The sequence below is a fragment of the Klebsiella sp. 18074 genome, from assembly GCF_902705905.1.
GTDB classification, from domain to species: Bacteria; Pseudomonadota; Gammaproteobacteria; order Enterobacterales; family Enterobacteriaceae; genus Klebsiella; species Klebsiella terrigena.
Window position 1 is genome coordinate 35,374 of the sequence record NZ_CACSIS010000027.1, and the last position, 18,790, is coordinate 54,163.

At 58.7% G+C, this 18,790-nt stretch carries 15 protein-coding genes; 4 read left to right on the forward strand and 11 right to left on the reverse strand.

Features of this window, described 5'->3' with window-relative positions:
* Positions 1–8 precede the first annotated feature (8 nt).
* From ccmB to GVK32_RS22340, 8 genes are all read right to left on the reverse strand, one after another.
* Positions 9–668 (reverse strand): heme exporter protein CcmB, encoded by a 660-nt coding sequence (gene ccmB, locus GVK32_RS22305; RefSeq protein WP_159872422.1) that lies wholly within the window; start codon positions 666–668, stop codon positions 9–11.
* Positions 668–1,288, reverse strand: coding sequence for a cytochrome c biogenesis heme-transporting ATPase CcmA (gene ccmA, locus GVK32_RS22310; protein WP_159872424.1), 621 nt, complete (start codon positions 1,286–1,288; stop codon positions 668–670). The genes ccmB and ccmA overlap by 1 nt, the downstream gene beginning before the upstream one ends.
* Positions 1,289–1,369: 81 nt before the next feature.
* Positions 1,370–2,713 carry a cytochrome c gene (locus tag GVK32_RS22315; protein ID WP_200842924.1) on the reverse strand — a complete coding sequence of 448 codons (1,344 nt, stop codon included), beginning with the start codon at positions 2,711–2,713 and terminating at the stop codon, positions 1,370–1,372.
* A 10-nt stretch (positions 2,714–2,723) separates the two neighbouring features.
* Positions 2,724–4,508, reverse strand: coding sequence for a GMC family oxidoreductase (locus tag GVK32_RS22320; protein WP_159872426.1), 1,785 nt, complete (start codon positions 4,506–4,508; stop codon positions 2,724–2,726).
* Between the two features lie 2 nt (positions 4,509–4,510).
* A complete protein-coding gene (locus GVK32_RS22325; RefSeq protein ID WP_200842927.1) occupies positions 4,511–5,254 on the reverse strand; it encodes a gluconate 2-dehydrogenase subunit 3 family protein in 744 nt (247 codons plus the stop codon).
* 575 nt (positions 5,255–5,829) lie between these two features.
* Positions 5,830–6,900: an ABC transporter ATP-binding protein gene (locus tag GVK32_RS22330; protein WP_159872430.1), complete on the reverse strand. Its 1,071-nt coding sequence runs from the start codon at positions 6,898–6,900 to the stop codon at positions 5,830–5,832.
* Positions 6,893–8,662 (reverse strand): iron ABC transporter permease, encoded by a 1,770-nt coding sequence (locus GVK32_RS22335; protein WP_159872432.1) that lies wholly within the window; start codon positions 8,660–8,662, stop codon positions 6,893–6,895. The genes GVK32_RS22330 and GVK32_RS22335 overlap by 8 nt, the downstream gene beginning before the upstream one ends.
* 85 nt (positions 8,663–8,747) lie before the next feature.
* Positions 8,748–9,836 carry an ABC transporter substrate-binding protein gene (locus GVK32_RS22340; RefSeq protein ID WP_159872434.1) on the reverse strand — a complete coding sequence of 363 codons (1,089 nt, stop codon included), beginning with the start codon at positions 9,834–9,836 and terminating at the stop codon, positions 8,748–8,750.
* A 573-nt stretch (positions 9,837–10,409) separates the two neighbouring features.
* On the opposite strand from GVK32_RS22340, the gene ptsP reads away from it, so the two are divergent.
* Genes ptsP through GVK32_RS22360 form a run of 4 tightly spaced genes read left to right on the forward strand, consistent with a single transcriptional unit; the run spans position 10,410 to position 15,197 of the window.
* A complete protein-coding gene (ptsP, locus tag GVK32_RS22345) occupies positions 10,410–12,911 on the forward strand; it encodes a phosphoenolpyruvate--protein phosphotransferase (RefSeq protein WP_159872436.1) in 2,502 nt (833 codons plus the stop codon).
* 24 nt (positions 12,912–12,935) lie between these two features.
* Positions 12,936–13,955 carry a PTS fructose transporter subunit IIC gene (locus GVK32_RS22350; RefSeq protein ID WP_095102200.1) on the forward strand — a complete coding sequence of 340 codons (1,020 nt, stop codon included), beginning with the start codon at positions 12,936–12,938 and terminating at the stop codon, positions 13,953–13,955.
* A gap of 1 nt (position 13,956) precedes the next feature.
* Positions 13,957–14,811, forward strand: coding sequence for a helix-turn-helix transcriptional regulator (locus tag GVK32_RS22355; protein ID WP_159872438.1), 855 nt, complete (start codon positions 13,957–13,959; stop codon positions 14,809–14,811).
* Positions 14,808–15,197 (forward strand): PTS fructose transporter subunit IIB, encoded by a 390-nt coding sequence (locus GVK32_RS22360; RefSeq protein WP_159872440.1) that lies wholly within the window; start codon positions 14,808–14,810, stop codon positions 15,195–15,197. The genes GVK32_RS22355 and GVK32_RS22360 overlap by 4 nt, the downstream gene beginning before the upstream one ends.
* 33 nt (positions 15,198–15,230) lie before the next feature.
* Here the strand turns inward: GVK32_RS22360 and GVK32_RS22365 are convergent, their stop codons facing one another.
* The 3 genes from GVK32_RS22365 to GVK32_RS22375 are packed head-to-tail and all read right to left on the reverse strand — an operon-like array spanning position 15,231 to position 18,665.
* Positions 15,231–15,971 (reverse strand): phosphatase, encoded by a 741-nt coding sequence (locus GVK32_RS22365; protein ID WP_159872442.1) that lies wholly within the window; start codon positions 15,969–15,971, stop codon positions 15,231–15,233.
* Between the two features lie 52 nt (positions 15,972–16,023).
* Positions 16,024–18,018, reverse strand: coding sequence for a transketolase (gene tkt / locus GVK32_RS22370; RefSeq protein ID WP_159872444.1), 1,995 nt, complete (start codon positions 18,016–18,018; stop codon positions 16,024–16,026).
* A gap of 14 nt (positions 18,019–18,032) precedes the next feature.
* Positions 18,033–18,665: an HAD-IA family hydrolase gene (locus GVK32_RS22375; RefSeq protein ID WP_255429594.1), complete on the reverse strand. Its 633-nt coding sequence runs from the start codon at positions 18,663–18,665 to the stop codon at positions 18,033–18,035.
* Positions 18,666–18,790: the final 125 nt, after the last annotated feature.

Sequence of the window (18,790 nt, forward strand, 5' to 3'; positions counted from 1 at the left end):
GCAGCGGGTTATTGCACCGTCAGCCGCAGCGCGGCGGCGGTGGCAAACGGGCATAGCGTCGCGCTGGCGGCTAAAAAAGCCCCCAGGATCGCCAGATAGCCATCCACCGGCAGTCCCACCGAGGCGGCCTGCGTTGCGGCGGTGGCAAAGATTAACAGCGGCACCGACAGCGGCAGCACCAGCAGGCTCAGCAACACGCCACCGCGCCTGAGCCCCACCGTCAGCCCCACGCCAACCGCGCCTAAAAAGCTCAGGGTGGGCGTACCCAGCAGCAGGGTCAGCGCCAGCACGCCCGCGTCGTGGGCGGTCATCCCCAGCAGCAGCGCCGCCAGCGGGGAGACGATCAGCAGCGGCAGACCGGTCATTATCCAGTGGGCGACCACCTTCACCAGCACCACCGCCGCCAGCGGCGTCGGCAGCAGCAGCAGCTGTTCCAGGGAGCCGTCCTGCCAGTCATCGCGAAACAGGCGATCCATCACCAGCAGCGCCGCCAGCAGCGCCGCGACCCACACCACGCCCGGCGCAATCTGCGCCAGCAGCGGCGGGTTCGCGCCCACGCCGAACGGAAACAGGGTGATAACCAGCAGGAAAAACCACAGCGGATTGAGGATTTCCGCCCCGCTACGCCAGGCGAGGCGCATTTCGCGGCAAAACAGCGCTCGCATCATCAGCCCACCGTCCTTTCGCCGGAGAGGCGCAGCGTCCGCAGGGGACAGGCCAGCGCCCGCAGCGGCTGATGGGTGGTGAGAATGACGCTGCCCCCCGCCTGCACGTGCTGCTCGAGGCGTCGGGTCAGCCGCTCCACCGCCGTGGCGTCAAGGGCGGTAAACGGCTCGTCGAGGATCCACAGCGTCGCCGGGGTCAGCCACAGGCGCGTCAGCGCCACCCGGCGCTGCTGCCCGGCCGAGAGCTGGCTCAGCGCCACGTCCTCGTAGCCCGCCAGCCCCATTGCCGCCAGCGCCTCTTCCCGCGCCCGCGGGCTGGTTTGCGCAAAGAAGAAACGCAGGTTTTCATCCGCCGTCAGCGCCGCCTTGACGCCGGGCCGGTGCCCGCACCACAGCAGCTGCTGATGGAAGGCGTCGCGCACCGACGAGAGCGGCTCGCCCTGCCAGCTGACGACACCGCTTTCCGGCCGAGCCAGGCCGCAAAGCAGCCGCAGCAGGGAGGTTTTTCCGCTGCCGTTATCGCCGGACACCTGCAGCATTTCGCCGCGGTTAACCGTTAACGTGAGCGCCTGAAACAGCACCCGATCGTCGTAGATGCAGGTGAGTTGTTCTGCGTGCAGCATGAGTGCAAGCCCTTTCAAATCAGACCATAGTCGGCAGCGGCAATCGCGGAATGCGCCGCGCGAACGGCGCATTCCTGGCTGCTACTGCCCGGAGACCGGCAGCTTCGAGATGTCGGCGCTGCCGAGCGCCTTCTCATCAGGCACGATCGACCTGTCCTTGCGGACTTTCGCCACGTCGCTGGCGGTGACCGGCGGCGCGCTGTTGCCCCAGCTGGTGCGGATAAAGTTGACCACATCCGCCACCTGCCCGTCATCCAGACGCCAGCCAAACGGCGGCATGGTCAGGTTAGAGACCGCATTTTTCACCGCCGGCGTGGTGCTGCCCGTCAGGATGATGTGGATAAGCGACGTCGCATCTTGCGTCTGCACCACCGGGTTGCCCTTCAGCGCCGGGAAGGCGCGTTTATAGCCCGCGCCGTCGGTACGGTGACAGGCCGCGCAGTTATCGACGTACAGCGCCGCACCGGGCTTGCTGTCATCACCCTTCCACAGATCTTTCGCCACGCTGTCCTCCACCGGCGCAGGGGTCTGCTGACCGCCGCGCGGCGGCAGGGATTTCAGGTAGCGGGCAATCGCCGTCACGTCCTCGTCGGAGAGATACTGCAGGCTGTGCTCCACCACGTCGCTCATGCCGCCAAAGACCACCGACTTATCGTTGCGGCCGGTTTTCAGGAACTCCGCCAGCTCCGCTTCGCTCCAGCTGCCGAGGCCGTCGCGGTTTTCGCCGCGCAGGCTCGAAGCGACCCAGCCGTCCACCGGCGCGCTGCTGCCGGCGAGGAAATCGTCGCCTTCGGTTTCGCTCAGCGCCTTCTCCTGCATCGTCAGGCTACGCGGCGTATGGCAGGCGCCGCAGTGGCCGAGCCCCTCCACCAGATAGCGGCCGCGTTCAAGCAGCGGGTCGGCCTGCGGATTAGCGACAAAATCACTCGGCGCGGGCGCGAAGATCCCGCGCCAGAACACCAGCGGCCAGCGCATAGAGAGCGGCCACGGGATATCGCTGTCGCGATTCGCCGCGTTCACCGGCGCCACGCCGTGCATAAAGTAGGCGTACATCGCCCGCATGTCCGCTTCGCTGATGCGCGCGAACGACGGGTACGGCATCGCCGGATAGAGCGTCGAGCCGTCCTTACGCACCCCTTTGCGCACCGCATCATCGAACTCTTCGAAGCTATAGTCGCCGATACCGTGGGTTTTATCCGGGGTAATATTGGTGGAGTAGATGGTGCCGATTGGCGTCCCCATCGGCAGACCGCCGGCGAAGGGCTGGCCCTCTTTGCCGTTGGTATGGCAGGCGACGCAGTCCCCCGCGCGCGCCAGATACTCACCCTGTTTAATTAAGCTGCCGTCGGCCGGGGCCTCTTCGGCAAAAGCGGAAAAACTCAGCGCACCAAGCACCAGTGCAGATAGCCATTGCATCTTCATCATTTGCCTTCCTTTATGCCTGCACCAGTGGACCCGGGTTTTTCAGGTACCGTTCGCGGATCGCTTTTGCCGACCAGTAGGCCAGCGCGGCCACGGTTCCCGTCGGGTTATATCCCAGGCCCTGCGGGAAGGCAGAGGCGCCGATAACGAAAACGTTGTGCACATCCCAGCTCTGCAGATAGCGGTTAACGGCGCTGGTTTTCGGGTTCTCGCCCATCACCGCCCCGCCGTTCATGTGGGTGGTCTGATAGCTGGTGGTATCAAAGTGGCTGTTGGCGTTTTTCGGGCTGCCGAGCATATATTTCGGCTTCATGGCTTTGGCAATCGGCGCCATCTTGTCGAACATAAACTGCGCCATCTTGATGTCGTTCTCCTGCCAGTCAAAGGTCATGCGCAGCAGCGGCTGGCCAAAGACGTTTTTGTAGTTCGGATCGAGGTCAAGATAGTTCTGGCGGTAGGATTGATGCGCGCCGTGCGCGTCCATCGACAGATGGTGGGTATAGGTGTCGGCAACCGCCGCTTTCCACTTGCTGCCCCACGCCGGGGTGCCCGGAGGAACCGGCAGGCCGGAGATAGGCTTGGTCCCGGCCTGGTTTACCCAGAACGGGGAGCCGCCGACAAAACCGGCGGCGCCGTGATCGAAGTTATCGCCGTTAAAGTCATCAATCCCGACGCCGTTGCCGCCGGCGCCAATAAACGGATTGGTGACGGTATCTTTGTCGAAGATAGCCTTAATGGTGGTCATGTTCTGATAGGCAAAGTTGCGCCCGACTACCCCTTCGCCGGTTTGCGGATCGTAGGGTTTGCCGATGCCGGAGAGCAGCATCAGGTGCACGTTGTGGAACTGGAAGGCGCCGATGATGACCAGATCGGCCGGCTGCTCCATCTCCCGCCCCTGGGCGTCGACGTAGCTGACGCCGGTGGCCCGCTGCCGGTCGGGAGTGAGGTTAACCTTCAGCACGTTGGCGTTGGTGCGCAGCTCGAAGCGCTTCTCCTGGCGCAGCGCCGGCAGAATATTGACGTTAGGCGAGGCCTTGGAATACATGTAGCAGGCGTAGCCGCTGCAGTAGCCGCAGAAGTTGCACGGCCCCATCTGCGCGCCGTAGGTGTTGGTATAGGAGTCAGAGGTGTTGGCTGACGGCAGGTTGTACGGGTGATAGCCCACCTCACGCGCCGCCTTCTCAAACAGCTGCGCCGACCAGGTATTTTTCTGCGCCGGCAGCGGGAAGTCGTCCGAGCGATCCGGAGCAAAGACGTTGCCGCCGCGATCCTTCCCGACCACCTTCCCCTTCACCGACCAGGCGGTGCCCGAGGTGCCGAAAACCTTTTCCGCCTTATCAAAGAACGGCTCCAGCTCGTCGTAGGTAACGCCGAAATCCTGGATAATCATGTCCTGCGGGATAAAGCTTTTGCCGTAGCGCTCCTCATAGTGGCTGCGCATCCGCAGCTCAATCGGGTCAACGCGGAAGTGCACCCCGGACCAGTGCAGGCCCGCGCCGCCAACGCCGGTTCCCGGCAGGAAGGCCGCCAGCTGCCGGTACGGCACCGCTTCCTGAGCGCTATTATGGCGAATGGTGACCGTGCTTTTCGACAGGTCCTGGAACAGCTTGCGGCGAATGTTGTAGGTCAGCTCATCGACCACCTGCGGATAGGCGCCATCGGGCCAGGTATCGCGCATCGGGCCGCGCTCCAGCGCCACCACGTTGAGGCCCGCTTCGGTCAGCTCTTTGGCCATAATGGCGCCAACCCAGCCAAAGCCCACAATCGCGACATCGGTTTTTTTCAGTACGGTGGCCATCGTTACGCCCTCTCCCCATTAATTGATACCGGCGGGAGGGGATAGCGTTCACCCCGTTCAACCCAGTCCATAAAGTCGGCGCGCGCGCCGGGAAAATTAATCAACGTCCAGCCGACCATGCCCTTATTGCCGCCATGAATCGGGTCGCTGAAGAATCCTTCGCGGGTGTTCTGCAGCAGATAAGAGAAGAACAGCGAGGACGGCAGCTGCTTAAACGCGGCGCTGCCCGCTTCAAACTGGCCCAGCGCGGCGTCCTGCTGCCCGGCGGTCAGTTCGGCAAAAGGCTTCTGATGCTGGCTACGGCACCATTCGTCGGCGTCCGCAATCCCGAGGTTGTAGATCTGTTTTGGCACCAGCGGGAGCTGGTAGCCCATCTCTTTCGGCACGTCCGGGTTAAACGGACCCTGCATATACCAGATGGAACCGGTAGCATAGGGAGTATTCATCTGGCGATCGATAAACTCCGGAACCCCCGCCTCGCGCGCGCCGGGGCCCAGCTCGTCGGCCGGGATAAGGCGAGCCACCGCGGCATTGATAAACGCCCACTCCTGCTCGTTGAAGAACTGCGGCTGCCAGCCCTCGCCGGCCGGCGTTTTTGCCGCCGCTGCGGCGTCGGATGCCTGGGCCTGAGCCGCGGCGCCAATGGCCCCGATGCCGCCGCCAGCGATGACGACCGTTGGAATCAAGGCCATTGATTTTACTAAAAAATCACGCCTCGAGCTGTTGTTTTTTTCACTCGACATTATCACATTCCTGTCATTTAAAATGGCTGCTTTTGTAGGTTACAAGCCCAGCAATATCAAACCTGGAACCGATACCATTCAGCCTCCGCATGGCGGGACCTGCCGGTTCGATTCCATTAAGTCGTACAAAAAATCGCCATTGGCGAGGTGATTATTTATCGCGTTATCGTTTGGATATTAGTCGATTCTCAAAATCAGTCGCCAAAACGGGAAAATTATTCCCGGGGATTTGATAATAAGAACGTTTATTAAATAACCTGGATGCAGAAGCTCGTGCGGAATCACCGAAGGCGTAATGCTTATCCGTGCCAAAAAAAGAGTGATATGTATCACAAATGTTATTATTTGTTTATGGTACATGTCTGCCTGGCGGCGTGCAAACGCCAGCGTCAGCAAATATTAAACAATTTGAGCGGTTAAGTTAGTTAATTACGGATATTAATTACTTTACTTTCTCCCGGCGTCTGGCGGTTATTTGCGCCGTGCCGGGCGAGCGCTATCAGCCATTAACCGCGCCGCCCGGCCCTATTTATTTCGACCGTCGGCCCTTCTCGCCGCGACCGATTTTATGCCGTCGCCTAAGGCGTCGGGAAAATCCACAGGTCGCCGGCGGGAAGCGTAATATGACAATGCTCCGCGTCGCGCAGCGCCGAGCCGTAAACGCGAATGGCAAAGTCATCCCCGCGGGTGCGGAACAGATATTCCCAGCGGTCGCCAAGATACATGCTGGTCAGCAGCGGCAGCTCAAGCATGTTGTCTTCCGGCGAGGAGCCGAGGCGCAGACGCTCAACGCGGATCACCGCCGTCGCCTCCTCGCCGATGCTAACCCCCTCTCCCGCCATGCCCCACAGCGCCCAGCTGGCTCCCTCAATACGCGCCCGGCCGCTTTCCAGCGCCGTGATTTTACCGCGCAGGCGGTTATTGCTGCCCATAAACTCGGCGGCAAACAGCGTCGTCGGGTTGCCGTACATCTCCTGGGGCGTGCCCTGCTGCTCAATCACCCCGTTGTTCAGCAGCAGGATCCGGTCGGATATCGCCATCGCCTCATTCTGATCGTGAGTCACCATCAGCGCTGAGAGTCCGAGATTGATAATCAGCTCGCGCAGAAAGACCCTCGCCTCTTCGCGCAGCTTGGCATCGAGGTTCGACAGCGGCTCGTCGAGCAGGATAACCGGCGGGTTATAGACCAGCGCCCGGCCAATCGCCACGCGCTGCTGCTGGCCGCCGGAAAGCTGATGGGGATGGCGATTGCCGAGATGTCCCAGACCGAGCTGGTCGAGAACGGCCTGCACCCGCTGGGCGATTTCGCCGCGGGCGACCTTGCGCAGCTTCAGCGGATAGGCGACGTTTTCAAATACGCTCTTATGCGGCCACAGGGCATAGGACTGGAACACCAGCCCCAGATTGCGCTCCTCGGCGGGGATTTCGCTGCGCGGATTGCCGTCGTAGACCGTAGTTTTACCAATGGTAATACGCCCGGCGGTGGGTTTCTCCAGCCCGGCGACGGCGCGTAGCAGGGTCGTTTTCCCGCTGCCGGAGGGCCCGAGCAGGGAAACCACTTCCCCCCGCCTGAGCGCCATCGATACCCCTTTCAGGACCGGGTTGTCGCCATAGGTGAGATGCAGGTTTTCTACAGATAGCTCAATCATGTAATTTCACTCCAAAGCGCAGGGCGATACCCAGGCCGATGACCACCAGCAGGATATTGATAAACGAGAGCGCGGCGACGATATCAATCGCTCCCGCCGCCCACAGCGAGACCAGCATCGAGCCGATCGTTTCCGTTCCCGGCGAAAGCAGGTACACCCCGGTGGAATATTCGCGCTCGAAGATCAGAAACATCAGCAGCCACGAACCGATCAGGCCGTAGCGCGACAGCGGAACCGTGACGTGGCGGGTGACCTGCCCGCGGGAGGCGCCGGTGCTGCGGGCCGCCTCCTCAAGCTCCGGCGCCACCTGCAGCAGCGTCGAGGAGATCAGGCGCAGCCCGTAGGCCATCCATACCACGGTATAGGCCAGCCAGACGCTGAAAATGGTGTTGCGCAGCGCCCGCAGCTGTACGATAAGATGCTCACGCAGCCAGTCGGCCATCGGCAGCGCCGAGAGCCAGCCGTTTTTCAGCGACTGATCCAGCCACATCGGCAGGAATAAAAACACCCACAGAAACGCCAGCCCCGCCAGCAGGCCCGGCACCGCGCGCGGCACCAGCACGCTGTAGTCGAGAAAGCGCGTCACGTTGTCCGGCTTACGGTGCATGGCGATCCCGACAAACAGATAGCAAACGACCGCCAGCGCGCCGCCAAAAATGCCGATCGCCATCGAGTTGACGATGGCCCGCAGCAGGTTCGGCTGCTGCCAGATATTGCGGAAGGTCGCCAGCGAGAGCTCGTCCCACAGCGAAACGCCGACGCCCCAGTTGGAAATAAACGCCCGCAGCGCCACGCCAACCAGCGGAACGCCGATGGTCACCGTCAGCCACAGCACCACTACCACCCCGGCAACCCAGCGCCACTTGCCCAGCGGCAGCGCGCGCGCCTGGGAGGCCTTGCCCTTCATGGTGACAAAGCGGTTGGCAGTGCGCATCAGCCGACGCTGCAGCATCACCAGCGGGATGGTGATGCAAATGAGCACCACCGCCACCGCCGCCATCAGGTGGTAAGAGGGAGTGCCAAGCTTATTGGTCAGCTTATAGAGATAGGTTGCCAGCACCATGTTGCCCTCGGGGTCGCCGAGTACCAGCATCAGGCCGAACACCTCCAGGCCGAGGAAAAACAGCAGCACGCAGGCGTAAAGGATCGAAGGCCGCACCATCGGCAGGCTGACGGAGGTCATGACCTGCAGCGGCGAAGCGCCGACCGTCCTGGCCGCCTCCTCGACGTCGGAGCCGACGCTGCGCAGAGCGGAAGAGATATAGAGATAGGCGTGCGGGACGTGGGTTAATCCGGCGATCGCCACGATGCTGAACATCGAGTAGATGTTCCACGGCACAAAGCCCAGCAGCCGCTCGGCCCACTGCGAGAAGAAGCCAACCGGCCCCGCCGCCACCACGTAGCCAAAGGCCAGCACCATCGGCGAGACGAAAATGGGTACCAGGATCAGGGGTTCAATAAAGCGCCGGCCGGGCAAATCGGTGCGGACCATTAAAAAGGCGAGGATCCCCCCGAGCGGAATGGCGATCGCCACCAGGCCAAACGCCAGAATAAAGCCGGACTTCAGCGCCAGATAAAAATCAGGGTCGGTAAAGATAAATTCGAAGGCTTCGAAGCTGAACGCTTTCGAGCGTGCAAAAAAAGGGGCCGAGAGAAAGCTCTGCACCACAATAAATAACAGCGGGACGTAGATCGCTAACGCCGCGATCAGTACCACAATACCGCGCGGCAGCCCCTGCCATTTTCGGCGTAATACGTTCATATGCGATCCCTTTGCTCAGGCGTATAAACAGAGCCTGCCGGGTATTAACGGGCGCGACAGCGGAAGATGTCGCGCCTCAGGAGGATTATTTAGCCGCCGCGGTACGCCACTGTTTGATAAATTCCAGACGCTTTTTCGGTTCCAGATATTCCAGCAGGGTTTCGTCCACCGGAATCGGCTTCAGGGCGTTACCCAGCATTTTGGTCATCCCGTCGATATCATTTTTGCCTTCGATATCGTTACGAATAGAGGGAATATCGGCCTGACCGGCGAGGATACTCTGCCCTTTCTCTGACAGCACGTAGTCGAACCACAGCTTCGCGGCGTTAGGATGCCCGGCGTCGGCGGTAATAAACGCGACGCGGGAAAGGACCAGCACGTAGTCTTTGGGATAGGCGATGCCGAGGGAGGGATCGGTTTTGGCGCGCGCTTCGGCGTAGGAGCCCAGAATGTTAAAGCCAATCAGGTTTTCACCCGATGAGACGCGCTCCATCATGGTGCCGGTAGAGGATTGCACGGTCAGGCCGCCTTTGGCCATTCCCGCCAGGTTACTGAAATAGCTGGCGTCGGCCTTGCTGTCCTGCACCGCCAGCATAAAGCCGAGGCCAGACTTTTCGATATCGTAGGTGGTGACCTTGCCTTTAAACTTGTCGGCCTGGCCGGCAATCAGCTTCGCCAGCGCGGTATGGGAGTCCGGCACGTCGCCCTGCGGGATCAGCCGCTTGTTGTAGATAAAGACCACCGGCTCATAGGTGGTGCCGTAGGCTTTTTGCTGCCAGACCGCCCATTTTGGCAGCTTGCCCAGCTCGGGCGAGGCGTACTCTTCGGCGTAGTCGGTGGCGAGCTTCAGCGCCGTATCCATCGATGAGCTCCAGACCACGTCCCCGCTGCCGCCGCCCGCCGCCTGCTCGCTGATGTAGCGGTTATACAGCTCGGTGCTGTTCATATCGTTATATTCAACTTTAATTCCGGGGTACTGCGCCTCAAATCCTTTAATTAGCGGACCCGCCGCTTTGGTGTCCGTCGTTGAATAGATGACAACTTTGCCCTCTTTCTTCCCGCCATCAACCACTTTTTGATATTCAGCCGGGTAGCCTTGAGGGAGTACCGCCAAAACGGAGCCAGAGAAGACCGTCGCCAGTGAAACCACTAAACCACCAATTTTCTTATACATAAAACCAACCCTTAAGAATCATTTATTAAACACAAATTTAACATATAGCGAGGCGTTCGCGGCTTGCAACGCCGGGGGCGGTTTTTTTCTGGCTTTTGTGATGCTGACGGAATTTAACTAAATAAATGGCGATCGGAATCCGTGCGGCGATAAGCGTTACCCTGCTGGAATATTAAGAAAATATTAAGTTAAGCCGTTTCGCAAAATAGCCCTTACGTTTACCTGAGCGCAAATATAATGCCCGCGGGGTTGTCGAGCAGCACAATATTCATGCGCGCAATGCTCCTCGGCGGTATTTTCGCTTTTACCGCCGACTGCTATCGCCTTAAGCTTAAAATTTGTGACCGACACAGCAAGCTGGTCATGAAAGAAAAAAGTAAAAATATTTTTTAATATCAAAAAGGTAATAAAAAAAACGCGTCAGCATAAACATGACAAAAGTCACAAAATTACAATCAGGTCACTATTTTTAAGTAAAGGTGACTTTTTTACTATTTCATCACCCTGGAGAACGAGGAAAGATAGCGAGCTTAGACCGCGAATATCGATGTACAACAGCGCGCAGGAGCCGAAATGGCGGTGATAGTTACTTATACATGCGATCTTAACGAAGGTATTCACGCCAGACCCGCAGGATATATCGCGCGCTTATGCAACCTGTTTCAGGCTGCTGTAAGCTGGGAGAATATCCGTACCGGCCTACAGGCCAATGCGAAAAGCGCCCTCTCGTTGGTCGCCACCGATACGTTGCTAAACGATGAGTGCCGTATCGTGCTTAGCGGTAATGATGAACAGCAGATCGCATCTGAGCTGCGCGCGCTACTGGCCCGCCTTCCTGCGTTTAGCATTGCGTCAGCTCCCGTCTCCCTACACGGCTACCTTCCCCGCTGCCTGCGGGAGCTAAACCCGCGGGTGATCCAGGGAACCCGTATTAATAAAGGCGCGGCAATTGCCAAAACGCTGTTCATGCAAAGCCTTACGTTCAGCGAGCTTGCCGCGCGCAATCCCGGCCGTATTGAGGACCTGGAGAGCGAAAAGGCGCGGCTGATTACCGGGCTCGAGGGATTAGGCGCCGAAAAAGAAATCGCCCTCGGGCAAACCCAGGGCGTTGAGCACGATCTTATCGAGGCTCAGCATTCGCTCATCAGCGACATTGTTTTTCAGAATAATGCGATCGGTTATCTTAATGACAAGATGAATGCCTGGTCCGCGATCGTACAGGCGGCACTCGATTTTTGTCGCGTACTTGAGCGCTCATCAAGCCACTATCTGCGGGAGCGAACGCTGGATATCCTTGATATCGCCAGCCAGCTAATCCGCATCATGTATGGCGAGCAGGCTCTGGCGCAGCAGCCGCTTACGCTGAATGCGCCGACGATCGTCTTCGCCAGCACGCTGACCCCCGACCAGTTTTTGGCCCTCGACAGAACCCAGCTTGCAGGCCTGGTCATGTCGACTACCGGAAAAACGTCGCACACGGCGATTCTGGCCCGCTCATTAGGCATTCCGGCACTGACGGATATCGATTTTTCGGCCCTCAAATTTGATGCCCATCGGCAGGTCATCATCGATGGCGATCCGGGCATTTTAATTACCGATCCGGATGAGAAAATCCTGCGCTATTACCGCCATGAAATCGCGATACAGCAGAAAATGCAGCGGCTGATGCGCGCCAGCGCGACAACCCCAGCGCGGACCAGCGACGGACATCGTGTCGAAATAGCCGCCAATATCTCCAGCCTTGCAGAAGTACAGGCGGCAATCGACGGCGGCGCGGAGCATATCGGGCTCTATCGAACCGAGACCGCATTTATGCAGCGCGACCGGCCGCCGTCCGGGGAAGAGCTGAACGAGCTGTATAGCCAGGTGGTCAGACTGGCCGCCGGAAAATCGGTGACCTTTCGCACCTTCGATATCGGCGGCGACAAGCCCGTCGGGTACCTTAACTGCGGTAAAGAAGAGAACCCGTTCCTCGGTTTCCGCGCAGTGCGAACTTATCCGCAATATCGTGACCTTTTCGCCCTGCAGCTAAAGGCGATTCTTTCCGCGTCCGCGGTCGGTAGAGCCAAAATCCTGCTGCCGATGATTGCGCGCGTTGAAGAGCTGATCTGGTGCCGGGAGGTGCTGGAATCAGTTAAGCAGGAGATGCGCCGCGAGGGGCGCGCCTTCGATGAGCGGATTGCGCTCGGTATTATGCTGGAGGTTCCCTCCGTGCTATTCGCCATGGAGGAAATGGCCGAATACGTCGACTTTTTCAGCCTGGGCAGCAACGATCTGGCGCAGTATCTTTTTGCCGCTGACCGGGGTAATAGCCGGCTCAAGGGAGTTTCTGACAGCTATGCGCCGCCGCTTCTGCGCGCCCTCAAATTAGCGACAGGCGAGGCCCACCGCCTCGGTAAACCCATCGGCCTGTGCGGCGAACTGGCCGCTGACGAGAGCATACTCCCGCTCCTTATCGGCCTCGGCTTTGATGAATTGAGCATGAGCTGTCCGGCGATTGCGGGGATAAAACAGGCCCTGCGCGAGCTTAGCTTTGCCGATTGTCAGACGCTGGCGCGGGTTCTTCTCCAGAGCCCAAACGCCGAGCGGGTCAAAACCGAGCTGCGCAGGTCTGCGGTCGGCGCGGTGAAGAAACCGCTGCTGTCGCCGGAGATGGTTATGTGGGGCATTGACGCTGCCGATAAAAACGAAGCAATCAAAATAATGGTCGATAACCTGTGGTTACACCAGCGCACCACCGCGCGGGAGATACTGTGCGACGATATCTGGGCCCGCGAAGTCCCTTTCCCCACCGTTGTCGGCTCGGGATTTGCTATCCCCCATGCCCGAACGGACGCCATTGGCGACTCGACCGTCAGCGTCGCGACGCTTAAACAGCCGATCGCCTGGGGCGGCGTGATGGTCGATACCCTCTTTATGCTGACAATCAGCAAATCGGCGAAGGATAACGAGCATATGAAATACTTCTCCACGCTTGCGCGCATGCTGATGAATGATGAATTTGTCCGCCAAATCAAAGAGACACAAAACCCGAAAGCGCTCTATGACCTGATATCCAGAACGCTGGCCTTCTGATCACCACTACGGTATGAGGCTAAGATGTTAAAACTATTAAAAAATACCAAGCGGCATTTTATGACCGGCGTGTCGTACATGATCCCCTTCGTGGTGGCCGGCGGCGTGTTGCTGGCGCTGGCGGTGATGTTCAATGGCGAAGCGGCCGTGCCGGACCACGGTTTTTTGAAAGCCATGTCGCAAATCGGTATGGCCGGACTGACCCTGTTCATTCCGATCCTGTCGGGTTTTATCGCCTATTCAATGGTGGATAAACCCGGTATCGCGCCGGGTGCCATCGGCGGGTTAATGGCCTACCAGATGGGGGCCGGTTTTTTAGGCGGCATGCTCTCCGGGATTATTGCCGGGCTGGTCGTCTATCTTCTGCTCAATATGATTGCCCGACTCAATGTTCCCCACTTCCTGCGGATGGTATTGCCGATCTTTATTATCCCGCTGGTCGGCACCTTCCTCACCGGAATGGCGGTTTATTACATCATTGGTGACCCGATAGCCGGAGTCATGAAGTGGCTTAGCGTTTGGCTTGGCAATATGCAGGGGACCTCGTTCATTATTCTCGGGACCATTCTCGGCTGCATGATCGCCGTCGACATGGGCGGTCCACTGAACAAAACCGCTTTTTTCTTTGCCGTCGCTCTGATCTCGACTAACCCACAGCTGATGGCGGCGGTTGCCGCCGCTGACTGCACCCCGCCCCTGGGGCTGGCGCTGGCGACCTTTCTGTTTAAAGGCATTTTTAATGATGTTGAGCGAGAAGCCGGGAAGCCCGCGGTTATTATGGGCGCGATGGGCATCACGGAAGGGGCGATCCCGTTTGCGGCGGCGGATCCGGTCCGCGTGATCCCGGCGATTATGCTCGGTAGCGCGGTCGCCGCCGTCCTCTCTTTATGGTTCGGCGCCACCAACGCCGCGCCCTGGGGCGGGCTTATCGTGTTGCCGGTGATCGGCAACCACTTTGGCTATCTCGTTTCAGTGGCCGCGGGAACCGTGACTACCGCAGTTGCGGTCAAAATATTAAAAACCGTTATCAAACCGCGAGCATAATATGGGCACGTTTATTCAATCCATCCTCAGCGAATTTAGTACCCAGGGCGCGAGCAATGACAACGTGCTGGTGGCCAACGGCAACGCGCAGGCCCCGGCGATGGCCTACCATCTGCACGTGCCGCGCATCGAACTTACGGTAAAAGGCACCCTGAGCATGCTGCTGCCGAAAGGGACCGACAGGATCGTTAAATGTGAGCGCCCGGTCGGCACGATTACCTATATTCCCGCCAACGGCTGGAACTCGCCGCTGTGGGAAGGCCCGGTTATCTGCATGTCGATTGTGTTCTGGAAGCAGGATGTTGGTTTCAGTATCAGTAACTGGGACGGGACGCAGTTTAAAGAAGTCGAGAAATATAACCTGCAAAACTCCAGCAGTACGGTTCGTGACCGCCTGCTTGAGCTGACAGAATCGTTAGCGTGGGCGCAGGATCATACCGGCGAAACCTTTGCCCACATCGCCTATGCGCTAATAAACGATCTGCTGTGCCAAATCACCGATGGCCTGAATGACCAGCAGGGTCCCTTCTCTCTGCTGGATGAAATTAAAGGCCATATCGATAGCCACTACCACACGGACATCAGTCGGGAAAGCGTCGCCGAGACCTTTAACATCTCACCCGGCTACCTGTCGCGTCTGTTTTCGAAGGAGTCAGACGTGAAATTCAATGAATATCTGAAGTTGGCCCGTATCTCGCGTTCGAAGGCGCTGCTGATGAATACCAATCTGAAAATCAACGAGGTTTCAGAGAAGTGCGGTTTCACTGATACCAACTATTTCTGCAAAGTCTTTCGCGATATTAACGACTGTACGCCGCTTGAGTACCGGCGCAAAAATAAGGGAGCAAGCTTATGATAACTCGCACAGGAAGAGATGAGATCCCGCCCTTCTCAAGCGAACGCAATCTGCATATTGTCGCGGTAACCGCGTGCGCAACCGGCGTGGCACACACCTATATGGCCGCAGAGCAGCTGGAAAAACTGGCGAAGCAGTATCGCTTTGCGATCAAAATTGAGACCCAGGGCGTGCTGGGGCTGAAGAATCCCATTACCGATAAGGATATTTTCGCATCCGAGCTCGCCATCATTGCGTCCGATATTACTATCGATAATCCCGCACGCTTTGACGGCTGCCGTATTCTCAACGTGTGCATTAACTCGCTGCTGCTTAAGCCGACGGAAGTTATCGCCGCGATCCGCAAGTCGCTGAATCTGCCCAGAGGCAACGTCATCGACCTGTAGCTGGTGGACGTGAAGCTGAGAAGCAAATGCTTCTCAGCTCAGTGCAGCGTAGAGCTCCTCAATACGATCCCCGCCGCGGCGTTCAAGAAACTCCAGCACCCGTCGCGGGGAGGTGTTGAGGACCCTTGAGGCGGGAAAATCAGCCTCTGCAAGCAGATGCTGACAGGCGCTGAAATCACCCACTGAAAACGCGCTGTGCGAATCGCTGCCCAGCGCGATAAGCCCGCCGCTATCCCGAACGGCGGCAACAATGTTGCGGCAGTTCGCCTCACTGCCCTGACGCGAATGGACAAAAGAGGCGTTATTCACTTCCAGCGCCACTTGGCAGGCTTTGGCGGCCGCAACTACCGCCGGGATATCAATGGGATACTCCGGATTGCCGGGGTGGCTAATGATATCCACCTTTCCGCTCTCAATTACCGCGATCAGCGCATCGGTGTTGCTCACCATCCCGGCCGGGGCAAAGACCTGTTTGTGGAACCCGGCAATAACCAGATCTAACGAAGCGCGCATTTTGGCGCTGCAATCGGTCTCACCACCGGGTTTGATGTTGGCTTCGATACCGCGCAGGAGTCCCACGCCCTCAACGACGCGCGGCAGCACGCGCAGATTATTAAAGTGGAACGGATGCGGCGCGTCGACCATTTCCGGCCCATGGTCGGTGATAGCGATCAGACGGATATGCTTGCGCGCGGCGACGGCTATGTAGTCATGAATCGTGCTGTAGGCGTGGGTGCTGGCAAGAGTATGCATATGCAGGTCGACGGGATACATTTCTTTCCCCTGAATAAAACATGGCCCCAGGTCGTGCAAGGGGCCGGGAAGGTTAAGCCAGAAGCGCTTTCGCCTGATGCAAAATCGCCTCGGGGGTGATACCGAACGTCTGATACAACTGCTCCGCCGGGGCCGATTCGCCGAAGGTGGTCATGCCGATAACCGCTCCGTTCAGCCCAACATATTTGTACCAGTAGTCGGTAATCCCCGCTTCCACCGCCACGCGAGCGGAAACGGTTTTTGGCAGTACGGCCTCGCGATAGGCGGCGTCCTGTTTATCAAATACATCGGTGGAGGGCATTGACACCACCCGCGCCTTCACGCCGTCGGCGGTCAGTTTTTCATAGGCAGCAACCGCCAGCTCAACTTCAGAGCCGGTCGCGATAAGGATCAGCTGCGGCTGGCCGAGGCAATCCTTCAATACGTAGCCGCCGCGCGCAATATCCTGCACCTGCTGCCAGGTCCGTTCCTGCTGGGTCAGGTTTTGCCGGGAGAAAATGAGCGCGGTTGGGCCATCTTCACGCTCCACGCCGTACTTCCACGCCACCGCCGATTCCACCTGATCGCAGGGACGCCAGGTGCTAAGGTTAGGAGTCAGGCGCAACGAGGCAATCTGCTCGACCGGCTGATGGGTCGGGCCATCTTCACCCAGACCGATGGAGTCGTGGGTATAGACCATCACCTGACGCTGTTTCATCAGCGCCGCCATACGCACCGCGTTACGGGCATACTCCACAAACATCAGGAAGGTCGAGGTGTACGGCAGAAAGCCGCCGTGCAGCGCGATACCGTTGGCGATGGCGGTCATGCCGAATTCACGCACCCCATAGTGGATATAGTTCCCGCCGCTATCGAGGTTGATCGCTGTCGATCCCGACCAGAGCGTCAGGTTTGACGGAGCCAGATCAGCGGAGCCGCCGAGAAATTCCGGCAGCAGCGGACCAAAGGCTTCAATCGCATTTTGTGAGGCCTTGCGGCTGGCGATCTTCGCCGGTTTCGCCTGCAGCTTTTCAATATACGCCTGAGCTTTGCTGGCAAAGCCGGGCGGCATCTGCCCCTTTATCCTGCGGGTGAATTCGGCAGCCAGTTCCGGGAACGCGTGAGCGTAGGCGGCGAACTTGTCATTCCATGCCGCCTCCTTTGCCCGACCGGCCTCTTTTGCATCCCACTGCGCGTAGATGTCAGAAGGGATCGCGAACGGCGGATGCGGCCAGCCCAGGGCCTCGCGCGTTGCCGCCACTTCGGCCTCTCCCAGCGGCGCGCCGTGGACATCATGAGTACCGGCCTTATGCGGCGAGCCAAAACCGATGATCGTTTTACAGATAATCAACGTCGGCATTGAGTCTATCGACCGGGCGACGTCAATGGCGGCACGGATAGACTCAGGGTCATGCCCATCTACCCCGCGCACCACGTGCCAGCCGTAGGCCTCAAAGCGTTTGGCGGTATCGTCGGTAAACCAGCCCTCCACATGACCGTCAATGGAAATGCCGTTATCGTCATAGAATGCCACCAGCTTACCGAGCTTCAGCGTCCCGGCCAGTGAGCACGCTTCGTGCGAAATCCCCTCCATCATGCAGCCGTCGCCCATAAAGGCCCAGGTGAAGTGGTCCACGATCTCGTGGCCGGGGCGGTTAAACTGCGCCGCCAGGGTTTTCTCCGCAATGGCCATGCCGACCGCATTAGCGATCCCCTGCCCCAGTGGCCCGGTGGTAGTTTCCACGCCAGGGGTATAGCCCACCTCCGGGTGGCCCGGGGTTTTGGCATGCAGTTGACGAAACGCCTTCAGCTCGTCAATCGGCAGATCGTAGCCGGTGAGGTGTAACAGGCTGTAGATCAGCATTGAGCCGTGGCCGTTGGAGAGCACGAATCTATCGCGGTTTGCCCACATCGGGTTATTCGGGTTGTGGTTAAGAAAATCCCGCCACAGAACTTCGGCAATATCCGCCATCCCCATCGGCGCGCCCGGGTGACCCGAATTGGCCCGCTGGACGGCATCAACGCTGAGCATACGGATGGCATTCGCCAGGGTCTTTCTTGATGACATAACAAACTCCCTCTTTACATCTTAAGGAAAAAATCTGCCTCGCCCTTGCGCATCACGCGCAGGTCGAGGTAGTGATCAACGGTTTGCCAGGTGTCGATATCGTGAACCATCGACTGGCGGGTCAGGACTTCAACCACCACGCATCCGGCCTCGGTGGCGGAGAGCAGACCGGCGGTGGAGTCTTCAAAAGCGAGACAGCGGGCGGGAGAAAGGTTGAGCCGGGATGCGCCGATCGCAAACGGCTCCGGGTGGGGCTTGCCGTGACGGACATCTTCACTGGTCACCAGCATGGGCGGATTCGGAAAACCGGCCTGTTTAATGCGCGCCGAGGCAACCTTAAGCGAGCCGGAGGTCACGATGGCCCAGGGAACCTGAAGCCGCACCAGTTGGCGAAGAAATTCATCAGCCCCGGGCACCGGGGTGATGCCGTCGGTATTGCGTGCTTCAAACGCTTCCAGGGCCAGAAACTCATCGTTAATCGTCCGCTCGCTGGCGTCGGGCATAAAATGGCGCAGCGTACTGAGCGCCGGTTTGCCATGCAGGTAATGGCATACCGTTTCGGCATCCAGCCCCTTTTTATTCGCCCATATCCGCCACGACGCCTCCACGAAATCCAGCGAATTGACCAGGGTCCCGTCTAAATCCAATAATATTCCACGAAAATGCATCGCCCTCACCTCAAAAACAGAAAGTGTGTGCTTTATTTTGTACGCCATTATCCGGCACCAAATAAATAGAAAAAATGGCCCTTTAATAGCAATTACGTGACCGC